Origin of the sequence: Emticicia aquatilis, from assembly GCF_014644295.1 — a bacterium.
GTDB classification, from domain to species: domain Bacteria; phylum Bacteroidota; class Bacteroidia; order Cytophagales; family Spirosomataceae; genus Emticicia; species Emticicia aquatilis.
In genome coordinates, this window is sequence record NZ_BMKK01000001.1 from 185684 (window position 1) to 198668 (window position 12985).

Sequence of the window (12985 nt, forward strand, 5' to 3'; positions counted from 1 at the left end):
TTTACTCAACCACTAAACTCTCCGCTTTTTCTGCTTAAATTTCATTTATAGCACTGTGGATAATCGTCAGTTGACCGTTGATTAATTAGTTTTCTTGCTTCTGTTGAAGCATATAATTCTTCAACAAAAACATCAGTCCAATAGTTGCAATCAACGAAAAACCTACAATTGGCATCGGCACATCATCCATGCTTTCCAAATCCGTTTTCACGATTCCGATATTATGCAAATACATAATCGTTACGGCCAAACCATTATTAAAAATGTGGGCAAAAATCGGCACACGAATATTTCCTGTCCATAAATAAAAATAGCCAAACAAAACACCCAGCATCATGCGGGGTAAAATACCATAAAATTGAAAGTGAATAACCGCAAAAATGAAAGCTGACACCCAAATCGCAATGTGTGGATTGCCCGTTCCGAGCAACAATTTTCGCATAATTAAGCCTCTAAAAATCAATTCCTCTCCTACTCCAGCAATCACGGCAATCACCAAAAATGCCAACAGAAACTGCCAAAATGAAGTGAAATCTGTAAAAAATTTAGTTGTCTCGGCCAATTTATCTTCCATTCCTTTCAGTAATGCCTCTAAGCCTTTCATTGATTCAGGAAACGCAATACCTTGATTGATTTCTTGCAACCAACCATTGAAACCCATAAAAGCCATTTGGATTAAAACTATCATTCCGAAAACAGGTAAGGCAGGCACTTTATTAAAGTCGAGGTCTTTCCAAGATTTTTTCTCAATATTCTTCCAATATAGCCAAGCCGTACCAACAAAACCCATAAACGAACCTAAACCCTGCCCCAGAATCATTCCGAGCCACGCATTGGGTAGTTTAGAGAAGTCGCCATCGCTATTCATGAAATCAGTCAACGAGGCTCCAGCGGCCATCATCACCAAAATCTGAATCACACTACCTAAAAACAAAAAACCTATCAAAAATAGGCCAATGATAATCAGAAGCGACGAAGCTGCGGGGTTTTCACGAGAATCGGTAAGTTTCATAAGTTTTTTCGTAATTTTGTGGTAAAAATATTCAGTATTTCCTGCATTAGCAATGTTTAGGCCGTTTTTGGCTGTCCGAAAGGAATTATTAGCGTTTTTTTATAGTTAAGTTTTTGTAGGACAGGTTTCCAACCTGTCGATTCGTAGTTTAAAGAAAAACAGGTTACAAACCTGTTCTACATGAGAATATGGCAAAAATAGGTAATATAGATTTAGGAGAATTTCCACTTTTACTCGCTCCAATGGAAGACGTGAGCGACCCTCCTTTTCGTTTGGTTTGTAAAGAAAACGGTGCCGATTTGATGTACACCGAGTTTATCTCGTCCGAAGGATTGATTCGTCATGCAGCCAAAAGTGTGCAAAAACTCGATATTTTTGAGTACGAACGCCCAATCGGAATCCAGCTTTTCGGTAGCGATGTTGAAACCATGGGCGAATGTTCACGCATTGCCACCGATGCCAAACCCGATTTGATTGACATAAATTATGGTTGTCCTGTAAAGAATGTTGCGTGCAGAGGTGCGGGAGCAGCTTTATTACAAGATATTCCGAAAATGGCAGAAATGACCGCTTCGGTTGTGAAAAATACCCATTTACCTGTCACAGTAAAAACTCGTTTGGGCTGGAATGAAGAAACCAAAAATATAGAAGAAGTTGCCGAACGCTTACAAGATGTTGGTATTCAGGCTCTTACCGTACACGGACGCACCAGAGCCCAAATGTATAAAGGCGAAGCAGATTGGACTTTGATTGCCAAAATCAAAGAAAACCCTCGCATCAAGATTCCGATTTTTGGTAATGGAGACATTGATTCGCCCGAAAAAGCCCTTGATTACCGCAATCGTTTTGGAGTTGATGGAATCATGATTGGCCGTGCGGCCATCGGCTATCCTTGGATTTTCAACGAAATCAAACATTACTTTAAAACTGGTGAGAAACTCGCTCCGCCAAGCATCGAACAACGAGTAGATGCCGCCAGAAAGCACTTAGAGTTTTCGATGAAATGGAAAAACGAACGCCAAGGAATCTTAGAGATGCGTCGTCATTACAGTAATTACTTCAAAGGATTACCCAACTTCAAAGAATACCGTATGCGTTTGGTACTTTCGATGGATTTCCAAGAAATTCTTTCCATACTTGCCGAAGTTTCAAAAGTTTACGAAGGGTTCGTCCTCGAAAAACAAGAAATAAAAGTTGAATACGCAGGCGTGGATTAAATCCAATTCCTCAATGATTGAATGAGAGAATGAATGAATTTTAAATTTGTTTGTTTGCTACCCTCTCATTCTATCATTCAAACATTCTATCCCTCAAATATTCACTCATTCTATCATCGAGGCATTCACTCATTAATTATGAATAAAAATACCTTTACCAATCCCGAAAACCGAACACTTATTTCTTGGCTTTTGCTTAGTTTACTGGCCATTATGTGGGGGTCTTCGTTTATTATTATCAAAAAAAGTCTTGATGCCTTTACACCAATTCAAATCGGAACGGTCAGAATCCTGGCGGCTGGATTGGTATTTTTGCCTTGGATAATTTCTTCTCGCAAACAATTTCCAAAAGAAAAAACCAAATACTTCATTGCTTCGGGGCTTTTAGGTTATTTTCTACCTGCATTCTTATTTGCCTTTGCCGGAAGTAAGATAAATAGCTCATTATCAGGAACTTTAAACTCCGCAACGCCACTTTTTGTATTGATTGTAGGTGCTATTTTCTTTCAGCAAATTATCAAGCGTTGGCAAGTAGCAGGTTTAGTTTTGGGTTTTGCGGGAAGTGTCATTTTGGTACTTTCTTCAAGCAAAGATGGGCTTTCGCTCAATCAATTAAACCCTTACGCTTTACTGATAATCTTGGCATCATTGATGTATGGTTTCAACGTAAATATTGTGGGTAAACATTTGAGCGGAATCAACGCCGTTTTATTGAGCGGTTGGACACTTTTTAGTGTGGCAGTAGTATCAGCCATCATTCTATTCTCGACCGACTTTGTTTCTCGCATCAATACCGATACCCTCCAACCATTGATGATGTTGCTACTACTCGGTGCAATCAATTCGGGCATTGCAGCTATCATTTTCAATTATGTTTTGCAGATTTCTTCACCCGTTTTTGCATCTTCGGTTACGTATCTTATTCCAGTTGTGGCTACCTTGATGGGTTTCATTGATGGCGAATCTATATCTTTTTTGCATTATTTTGGTATGACAATCATTTTGGTTGGTGTATATTTGATAAATAAAAAATAGTTATTTTAGTTGCAGATTGTTGGTTTTGGTTGAATGTTGTTCATGAACAACAAATTAAGCGAAAAGCGATGTGCAACAATATGTAACAACATCAAACATCTCAAACAAAAGATTCAACCATGCTAAAAGCAATCATTAACGACCAAACTTTTGAGCTTTCTGACGAAAAAGGAGCGATTTCAATCAATAACCAGCCCTTCTCGTGGGATTTACGTGATATTTCTGAGAATCATTTTCATATCATTAAAGATAATCAATCGTATAATGCCGAACTCGTAGAGGCCAATTACGCCGAAAAAATCTTTAAACTGAAAATAAACGGGACAATTCATACCGTCAATCTCAAAAATCGGACTGATTTACTTTTAGAAAAAATGGGCATGAGTAGTGCGGCATCGGCCAAACTCAATAACCTAAAAGCACCAATGCCAGGCTTAATTTATGAAATGAAAGTAAAAGTAGGTGATGAAGTAAAGAAAGGTAACGTACTGTTGATTTTGGTAGCCATGAAAATGGAAAATGCCATCAAAGCCGCAGGTGATGGAATCGTAAAAAGTATCAAAACCAACACTGGCGATAGCGTTGAAAAAGGACAATTAATCATGGAGTTTGAGTAAAATTTAGTCGATATTTCGTGGCCAATGGTCAGTATTTTTTTAAAGAGTGGCATACCTCATTGTTGAACGCAACAAGGTGTGCCACTCTTGTTTTGTAGAGTAGATTCAAATTTCTACCGACAAAATTTTCCAAACTCAAAAATTTAACCCTAACTTTGCTCTAAAATACACCCTCATGTCTGAACTAAAATACAAGCGAATCCTCCTTAAATTAAGTGGCGAAGCCCTCAACGGCGGCGATAAAAGCCAAATTATTAACTCCGATATTCTTTCGCAATACGCCCAAGAAATTAAATATATCGTTGAAGCAGGTTGCCAAGTTGCAATCGTAATCGGTGGTGGAAATATCTTTCGTGGAGCAAGCCAAAACTCTGGCATTGACCGTGAGCAAGGCGATTACATGGGTATGATTGCTACCGTAATCAACGGTATGGCCATACAAAGTGCATTAGAAAAAGCTGGTTTAAATACACGTTTAATGTCGGCCATTAAAATGGAACAAGTAGCCGAGCCGTTCATTCGTCGTCGTGCGATTCGTCACCTCGAAAAAGGCAGAATCGTCATCTTAGGAGCAGGAACAGGAAACCCGTACTTCTCGACTGATTCGGGTGGAGCTTTAAGAGCCAACGAACTCGGCGTAAATGTACTATTGAAAGGCACAAGCGTTGACGGTGTTTATACTGCCGACCCACGTAAAGATGCTACCGCCACAAAATACGATAAAATTAGCTACGAAGAAGCCATCAACAAAAACCTTAAAGTAATGGACCTCACGGCCTTTGCACTTTGCAAAGAAAACAAAATGCCAATCATCGTGTTTGATATGAATGTAGCAGGAAATTTGATGAAGGTAGTGCAAGGTGAAGATGTAGGTACTTTGGTAGGCGAGTAATTTGAATATTATAGATATTATAATTATAGAAATACGAAGTTTAAGAAAATGGAAGAAATAGAATTAGTCCTTGATATGGCGAAAGACACGATGGAACGTGCCTTGAAACATACACAAATCGAACTTTCAAAAATCAGAGCTGGACGTGCTTCTGCTCAAATGCTTGATGGTATTCAGGTAGAATATTATGGTGCACCCACTCCATTAAGTCAAGTGTCATCAATCAGTACGCCTGATGCTCGCACAATTGCTATTAAGCCTTTTGAGCGTAAACTCATCAACGATATTGAGCGTGCCATCATCAACTCAAACGTGGGTCTTTCCCCTGCCAACGACGGAGAAATTATTCGTTTGAATATTCCACCACTGACCGAAGAACGTCGTAGAGATTTAGTTAAAAAAGCTAAAGCCGAAATCGAAGTTGCTCGTGTGAATATTCGTAAAGTACGCCAAGAAGCCAACGAAGAATTGAAGAAAATTCAGAAAGATGGTGGCTCAGAAGACGAAGTGAAAAAAGCAGAAGACCGTGTACAAAAAATGACCGACAGCTATATTGCCAAAGCCGAACAGCTAATGGCCGATAAAGAAAAAGACATCATGCAAGTATAGTACAACACAATTTTTCAAATTGTGAGAATTATAGAAAGCCTGCCCAAAAGCAGGCTTTTTTAATGAAATCTTTATAAATTGAATATTTATTTTACCTTCGAATATATTGTAGTCTCAAGAACAATATAAGGAAAGTAACTTCAAAATAGTTTTTACAACAAAAAACTATCTCATATATACAAATAATTAAAATTTCATCTATATTTGAAAAAAACAATTATGAAAATTACTACTGAAATATTAAAAGAATTAATTGATAAGGGTGGGATACTTGGGGTTCTAATTGTTGGAACATTATTGGCGGGAATTGTAATTTATCAAGGTGCAGCACTTATCAAATCGAATGGCTCGTCCAACGAAACAACTAAACATTTTATAAACAAATATACTTTACTTTTTTCAATTGTATTTTTAGGAATATATATTATCTTAATTTTACAACTTCTTTTTACTCACAAAGATGTAATTAAAGAATTTATCAAAGAAGATACTACACAATATGCATATTTAGATACAACTTTAACAAAACAAAGAAATGAGGTTGTTAATCGAATAACCAACTATGATTCTACTTCAAATTATTTAGACGATATAAATATTACACTTTCTCAAATAGATACCGTATTCATTAATGAACAGCTTTATAATTCAAAAATAGCGATGAAAGAAGAGCAAACTTATAACGATTTAAAAACATTACTTCAAATTAGTGTCAATTCGATTGACCCGAGTAATAAAATAGTCAAAGTATATATTAAATTAAGTGGGTTCCAAAATCAGAAAAAGCAAATACTTTTAAATCCAAACAAAAAAGAGATATTTTATATCGACGAAAATAAAAAATATAGTTTATCTTTCTCCAATTTAAGTAAAATTAATAATATAAAATTAGTTTATCTCAATATCAACGAAATACTTTAAAAAAATGGGACTTAATAACTTTTTAAAAACAGCCTTATATGCTATTTTTTTTTGTTTTCTAAGTTGTGCAGAGAAGAATAAAGAAATTAATCTACACTTCGATGATGTTGGAAATATTTCAATGGAAGGAAATAGCAAATTTGTAAAGAATTTAGGAGCAATGAATTCTGTTGCATTAGAAAACCTGCCAGAGCCGGAAAGAGGAGTAACACGATTGATAATTAAAAATATGAAAAACGTTAGTATTCCCAATAATGTTTTTGATATATACTTCACAGGTATGGTGGATGTTAAAGGGGATGGGACTTATCACTTGAATAGACAAACAAATTCTAATATATGGTACTTAGAAATTCATGGTGATGATGTAAAAGAATTATCAATTATTGAAGGGGAGCATGGTACAAGTACTAATTATAATCTTTTAGGATGGATATTGATTATTTTTGGTGTAATACTATTCATTATAGGGATTTTTACAATTGTTGTTGGAGGAATTGGCTGCCTTCTTAAAATAATTGCGGTTATTCTAATCATTATTGGGATATTATTAATTAATAATCCTTCATAATTACCATTTCAGAATTTCATTAAAAAAGCTTGCTCCTAACAGCAGGCTTTTTTAATGGAATCTTTATAAATTGCATTGCAATTTGGGGTTTAAAACTTTTCAATGATGCCAAACTTGAGCTTAAATAACTAATTCCTCAAGAACCAATAACCAGTATCTACCTATATGAATCCTGCCGAACGCATAAGCGAGCTAACCGAAAAACTCAATTATTATAACCAACGCTACTATATGGATAGCGTTTCGGAGATTTCTGACCAAGAGTTTGATATGCTCTTGAAAGAATTAGAATCGCTCGAAAATCAGTACCCTGACCTAAAATTACCCGAATCTCCAACGCATCGTGTAGGTGGTACTATTACAAAAAACTTTGCGAGTGTCGAGCACCGTTACCCGATGCTTTCGTTGGCAAATACCTACAACGAGCAAGAACTCATCGACTTTGATGAAAGAGTAAGAAAAGGACTCAACGGCGAAACTTACGAATATATTTGTGAATTAAAGTTTGATGGTATTTCGCTATCAATGACTTACGAAAACGGTGTTTTTGTGCGTGGTGTAACTCGGGGCGATGGCGTAAGAGGTGATGATATTACGAATAATGTAAAGACAATAAAAACTTTACCCCTCAAAATAAAAACTCCCCTAGCAGGAGCAACTGGAGCATTCGAGATTCGTGGAGAAGGTTTCCTACCTTATTCATCATTCGAGAAAATGAATGCCGATGCCGAAGCAGCAGGCGAAGAAAGCTACGCCAACGCTCGAAATGCCGCTTCGGGTAGTTTCAAACTGCAAGATTCGGCCGAAGTAGCTCGTCGTGGACTTGATGCGTACGTATATCAATTTCTATCCGATGAGGAAGTCTTTGCAACACATGAAGAAAGCCTAATAGCACTCAAAAACTTGGGTTTCAATGTATCGCAAACTTGGACAAAATGCAGCACAATCCAAGAAGTGATTGCTTACATCAACGAATGGGACGAAAAACGTTTTTCATTACCACTCGCCACTGACGGTATCGTAATTAAACTCAACTCGATTGCTCAAAGAGCCGAATTGGGTTATACCGCTAAAAGTCCACGTTGGGCAATTGCTTATAAATACAAAGCCGAATCGAAACCCGCTATTCTGAAAGCCGTTACCTATCAAGTGGGTCGCACAGGAGCAATTACGCCCGTGGCCGAACTCGACAATGAAAAACTTAATGGCAAAGGCATACACCTTTCTGGCACAACCGTCAAACGTGCTTCGCTCCACAATGCCAACGAAATCGAGCGTTTGGGTTTAAGAATCGGTGATACCGTTTTTGTAGAAAAAGGTGGCGAAATCATTCCGAAAGTAACAGCCGTTGATTTATCAAAACGAGATATGTTTAATACTCAAGAAATTGTGTATCCAAGTGCTTGTCCCGAATGTGGCAGTGCATTAACTCGCAAAGAAGGCGAAGCCAACCACTACTGTACCAATGAAAAAGGTTGTCCACCACAAATTAGAGGTCGAATCGAGCATTTTATTCACCGCAAAGCCATGAATATTGATAGCTTGGGTGAAGGAAAAATCGAATTGCTTTATGATAAAGGATTGGTGAACGACATCACGGATTTATATGATTTGACCTACGAAAAACTTTTCGGACTCGAAAAAGTAACCGAAGACGAACTCACAGGTAAAGTCAGAAAAATTGGTTTCAAAGAAAAAACCGTTCAGAATATCTTAGATGGTATCGAAAAGTCGAAGCAAGCACCTTTCAAACAAGTGCTTTTTGGTATCGGTATTCGTTATGTAGGTGCTACTGTGGCCGAAAAACTGGCGAGTTTCTTCAAAAATATTGACAATATCAAAAACGCCGATTACGAAACGCTTCGCACCGCACCCGAAATTGGCGACAAGATTGCCCAAAGTATTGTTGAATTTTTCCAGAATGAAGATAATTTGGCTTTAATCGAAAGGCTTAGAGCAGCAGGTTTACAAATGGCCGCTTTAGATGAAGTTAAAGAAATCGAAGGCGACCAACTGGCAGGAAAAACTTTCCTCTACACGGGTACGTTCGCCAATTTTGAGCGTGAAGCCCTCGAACAAAAAATTGAGGCTAATGGAGGAAAAGTGGTGAGTGGAGTTTCAGGAAAATTAGATTTTCTGATTGTTGGCGAAAAACCAGGTTCATCAAAAATAGAAAAAGCCAAGAAACTCAACGTAACGATGATTTCGGAAGAAGAATTTATGGCAATGCTTGGGTAATTTGGTAATTTGGTTATTGGTTATTGGTTATTGGTTATTGGTTATTGGTTATTGGTTATTGGTTATTGGTTATTGGTTATTGGTTATTGGTTATTGGTTATTGGGAAATTCGTTTTTACGTAAACGAGTTCTCAATACCCAGTTTTATTTAGTAACCAATTTACCAGTAACAAATAACCAATAACCCAATCACTTAATTCTTCAACGCCGCACAAAGCCACATTCCAATGGTGCAACAGCCCAAGCCAAGCGATTCACGACCCAATTCGATATTCACGGTTTTCATACCTTGATTCAACAAAACACCTTCCCACTCAGGCGGAAATTGATTTATTGCCCACATTAAAAACAATAAACCAATGCCAAAATACATCAATTTATCGCCCTTTCCCTGCAATTTGTAATAGCATAAATACGTCGGAATCAGATACACTGGAATCCAAACATAAGGGTCAGGGTCGTTATACTGTACCAATGCAAACACAAAAAACATCACTACAAAAAACCAAAGAATTACTTTCTGTATCATATCTTTAAAAGTATTGGGTTAGGAATATTTATCAAAACAAACAAAATTACGACTAACAGATTTTAAAAAATATGATATATCTCCTTAATTTTTTTTAATCCTCTTGCTTTACCCGACAAATAACTGACTATCAAGCTATTAATCCGTTTTTTGAGGCTAAAATCAAAAAAACTATTAAATTTGCACAAAAAAACGTTTGCAGACAGTCAAAAAATTACTACTTTTGTGTCGGCAAATTACCAGCTCCTGCTGAATCCCCCAGGTCTTGACCGAAGCAAGGGTACTGTGGTTGAGCGGTGAATTTGCCTTTTTTTTTGACTTTTTTTTAGAAAAACATATTCATGTAGCTTTTTAGTCTAAATAGCCCCAAGACTTGAAAGCATCAAACAAAAATCCCCCTTTAGGGGTTAGGGGTTTCTCTCCATGAAATTTTTTATTGATACAGCCTCTCTCAAAGAGATTCAAGAAGCACAAGACCTCGGTGTTCTCGACGGCGTAACTACCAACCCTTCATTAATGGCGAAAGAAGGTATTGCTGGCAAAAACAACGTTATGCGTCATTATAAAGCAATCTGCGAGATTGTTGATGGCGATGTAAGTGCCGAAGTTATCTCTACTACTTTTGAAGAAATGATTGCCGAAGGTGAAGAGTTAGCTGAAATCGACGAGCAAATTGTAGTGAAAGTACCGATGATTAAAGATGGTATCAAAGCTATTAAATATTTTTCAGAAAGAGGTATCAAAACTAACTGTACGTTAGTGTTCTCGGCTGGTCAAGCTTTGTTAGCGGCTAAAGCTGGTGCTACTTATGTATCTCCGTTCGTTGGTCGTTTAGATGATATTTCAACCGATGGTATGAATCTAATCGAAGATATTCGTTTGATTTATGACAACTACGGATTTGAAACTCAAATCTTAGCTGCTTCGGTGCGTCACCCAATGCACATCTTACAATGTGCTAAAATCGGTGCTGACGTAATGACTGGCCCACTTTCGGCTATCATGGCATTATTGAATCACCCATTAACTGACAGCGGCTTGGCTAAATTCTTAGCTGACTACGCTAAAGTGAACGCAAAATAAAATTAGTTAAGAATTAAGAATGTAGAATTAAGAATTAAGAATTAGAATGGTTTATCTTTTTGGTCAATCATTCCTCATTCTTAATTCTTAATTCTTAATTAATTATGGAAAGTTCGGTAATTTCTCTACAAAAGGCTTTTATTTACCAACGAGACCAATTGGTTTTGTCGGACGTAAATTTTAGTATCCAAAAAGGAGAATTTGTCTATTTAATTGGCCGAACTGGAAGTGGGAAATCTTCGCTTTTACAAACTCTTTACGCCGACCTATGGCTTGAAAAAGGCTCTGGAATAATCGGCGGTTTTGAACTTCACGCTCTTAAACGTTCCGAAATACCTTATCTACGTCGAAAAATCGGGATAGTTTTTCAAGATTTCCAATTACTGAGTGATAGAAATATCGAAAAAAATCTTCATTTCTATTTGAAAGCCATGGGCTGGAAAGATAAAAATGAAATGAATGAGCGAATAGCAGAAGTACTTTCGTTGGTCAATCTTCCTCATATTCTCGAAAAAATGCCCCACCAACTTTCGGGTGGTGAGCAACAAAGAGTCGGAATTGCCCGAGCATTACTCAACAAACCCGACATTATTTTGGCCGATGAGCCAACGGGTAATCTTGACCCAGAAATGTCGGTTGAAATTCTGAAACTTTTCCTCGACATTAACGAAAAATCGAATACTGCCGTACTGATGGCAACCCATGATTTCGAGCTTATCGAACGCTTCCCGCACCGTACGCTCTACTGCGACAAAGGCCAAGTTCGTGACCTTGCCGAGAGTATGTAATTTTTTTATCCTCACACAATTTTCAAATTGTTCTACGTCTTACACAATTGAGAAAATTGTGCTACAATATAATCGTTTTTCATGAGCAAATATATTTACGGAATTGATTTCGGAACGACAAACTCGGCCCTTGCAATTCTTGACACCGAAACAAATAATTTAGTTAAACTTTTCACGATACCTTCGCTCCTATTTTTCCCCGAGCCAACAAATCCCAAAGAAATTGTAGCTCCAACGGTTGGGCATGATGCCATTTCGCTCTATGTACAAAGCCGTATGCGTGGGCGATTCATGAAATCTATCAAGAAGGTTTTGCCAAATAAAAGTTTTATTGATACCCGCATCGGCTCGAAAAGCTACCGTGCCGAAGATTTAGTAGCTTTGATTTTAGTGCATCTAAAGAAAATAGCCGATGAATTTGTGGAAGAAAACATCAAAACCGCCGTTATTGGCCGACCAGTAGTTTTTGACGAAAACCCCGAGAAAGATGCTTTAGCCCAAGAAAGACTCTCAAAAGCGGCACAAATTGCCGGTTTTGAGGAGTTTTATTTCCAAATGGAGCCAATCGGAGCAGCTTTTACTTACGAACGTCAAATCGAAAACCAACAACTGGTTTTAGTAGCCGACTTTGGTGGTGGTACATCTGATTTTTCGTTGATGAAACTCAACCCAGAGGCCATCAATCAAGCTGACCGCAAAGCCGATATGCTGGCCCAAGGAGGTATTTATATCGGTGGTGATAGCTTTGATTCTGACATTATGTGGCACAAAGGCACACCACATTTCGGGCGTGGTGTAAAAGAAGAATTTACGCCTGGTAAACCGATTGATTTGCCACTTTCTTACTTTTATAGCATCTGTTCGTGGGAAAAAATGAACTTCCTCGACTCGCTTCGTATGAAGTTGAGCATTGCTAAATCTTACCAATATTCGGGCAAAGATTATCGAGTGAAAAACCTACAAACCTTGATTGAACAAAACTTAGGCTATGTTTTATTCAAGCAAATCGAAAAAGTAAAAATCGACTTAACAAAGTCTGATGATGCTGTTTTTGAGTTTAACGAAAGCGAAATTGCCATTAACGAGCCTATTTCTATTCAAGCGTTTTCGGAAGAAATTATTGACAAAAACGTCGAGAAAATCGAACAGTATTTGCAAGAGTTTCTCGATAAAAATCAGATAAAAAACGAAGATATTGATGTGGTGTTTATGACTGGCGGTACTTCGATGGTACGACCACTCAACCATATTTTTATGAAGCGTTTTGGCTCAGAAAAAATCAAATCGGGCGATAATTTTAATAGTGTGGCTATGGGCTTGGCGTATAGTTATCGTGTGTTGGCTGAGGCCGTTGCTTAATAAAAAAGCGGTCTGCTATCATCCCATCGACCGCTTTCCGATTAAACGAAAAGAGAATAGATAGATTAAGCCTAAGCCATCTAGTATATAGGGCTTTAATATTAACGCTAGGTA

The 12985-nt window shown here is 37.5% G+C and carries 13 protein-coding genes; 11 read left to right on the top strand and 2 right to left on the bottom strand.

The features are described from left to right. Positions 1–85: 85 nt before the first annotated feature. Entirely contained in the window at positions 86–1012 is a 927-nt protein-coding gene (locus tag IEX65_RS00770) for a CPBP family intramembrane glutamic endopeptidase (protein WP_188763669.1), read from the bottom strand. Between the two features lie 188 nt (positions 1013–1200). On the opposite strand from IEX65_RS00770, the gene dusB reads away from it, so the two are divergent. The 8 genes from dusB (at position 1201) to ligA (ending at position 9112) form a co-directional block, all read left to right on the top strand. Beyond that, positions 1201–2229, top strand: a complete 1029-nt coding sequence (dusB, locus tag IEX65_RS00775) for a tRNA dihydrouridine synthase DusB (protein WP_188763670.1) — start codon at positions 1201–1203, stop codon at positions 2227–2229. 138 nt (positions 2230–2367) lie between these two features. After that, positions 2368–3264 carry a DMT family transporter gene (locus IEX65_RS00780; protein ID WP_188763671.1) on the top strand — a complete coding sequence of 299 codons (897 nt, stop codon included), beginning with the start codon at positions 2368–2370 and terminating at the stop codon, positions 3262–3264. A 119-nt stretch (positions 3265–3383) separates the two neighbouring features. Further along, positions 3384–3881 carry an acyl-CoA carboxylase biotin carboxyl carrier protein subunit gene (locus IEX65_RS00785; RefSeq protein WP_188763672.1) on the top strand — a complete coding sequence of 166 codons (498 nt, stop codon included), beginning with the start codon at positions 3384–3386 and terminating at the stop codon, positions 3879–3881. 175 nt (positions 3882–4056) lie between these two features. Beyond that, complete coding sequence (gene pyrH, locus IEX65_RS00790; RefSeq protein WP_188763673.1) at positions 4057–4773, top strand: UMP kinase; 717 nt, start codon at positions 4057–4059, stop codon at positions 4771–4773. Positions 4774–4821: 48 nt separating this feature from the next. Next, a complete protein-coding gene (gene frr, locus IEX65_RS00795; RefSeq protein WP_188763674.1) occupies positions 4822–5382 on the top strand; it encodes a ribosome recycling factor in 561 nt (186 codons plus the stop codon). Between the two features lie 219 nt (positions 5383–5601). Then, positions 5602–6303: a hypothetical protein gene (locus tag IEX65_RS00800; RefSeq protein ID WP_188763675.1), complete on the top strand. Its 702-nt coding sequence runs from the start codon at positions 5602–5604 to the stop codon at positions 6301–6303. A gap of 4 nt (positions 6304–6307) precedes the next feature. Beyond that, positions 6308–6874 carry a hypothetical protein gene (locus IEX65_RS00805; RefSeq protein ID WP_188763676.1) on the top strand — a complete coding sequence of 189 codons (567 nt, stop codon included), beginning with the start codon at positions 6308–6310 and terminating at the stop codon, positions 6872–6874. Positions 6875–7039: 165 nt separating this feature from the next. Beyond that, entirely contained in the window at positions 7040–9112 is a 2073-nt protein-coding gene (gene ligA, locus IEX65_RS00810) for an NAD-dependent DNA ligase LigA (protein WP_188763677.1), read from the top strand. Positions 9113–9305: 193 nt separating this feature from the next. Here the strand turns inward: ligA and IEX65_RS00815 are convergent, their stop codons facing one another. Then, positions 9306–9641 carry a transmembrane 220 family protein gene (locus IEX65_RS00815; protein ID WP_188763678.1) on the bottom strand — a complete coding sequence of 112 codons (336 nt, stop codon included), beginning with the start codon at positions 9639–9641 and terminating at the stop codon, positions 9306–9308. Positions 9642–10064: 423 nt separating this feature from the next. Between IEX65_RS00815 and fsa the strand changes: the two genes are divergently transcribed. The 3 genes from fsa to IEX65_RS00830 all read left to right on the top strand — a co-directional run bounded on the left by fsa (position 10065) and on the right by IEX65_RS00830 (position 12871). Beyond that, positions 10065–10724: a fructose-6-phosphate aldolase gene (gene fsa / locus IEX65_RS00820; protein WP_188763679.1), complete on the top strand. Its 660-nt coding sequence runs from the start codon at positions 10065–10067 to the stop codon at positions 10722–10724. A 104-nt stretch (positions 10725–10828) separates the two neighbouring features. Continuing rightward, positions 10829–11512, top strand: a complete 684-nt coding sequence (locus IEX65_RS00825; protein ID WP_188763680.1) for a cell division ATP-binding protein FtsE — start codon at positions 10829–10831, stop codon at positions 11510–11512. 81 nt (positions 11513–11593) lie between these two features. Further along, on the top strand, positions 11594–12871 hold the full coding sequence (locus tag IEX65_RS00830; protein WP_188763681.1) for an Hsp70 family protein: 1278 nt from the start codon (positions 11594–11596) through the stop codon (positions 12869–12871). Positions 12872–12985: the final 114 nt, after the last annotated feature.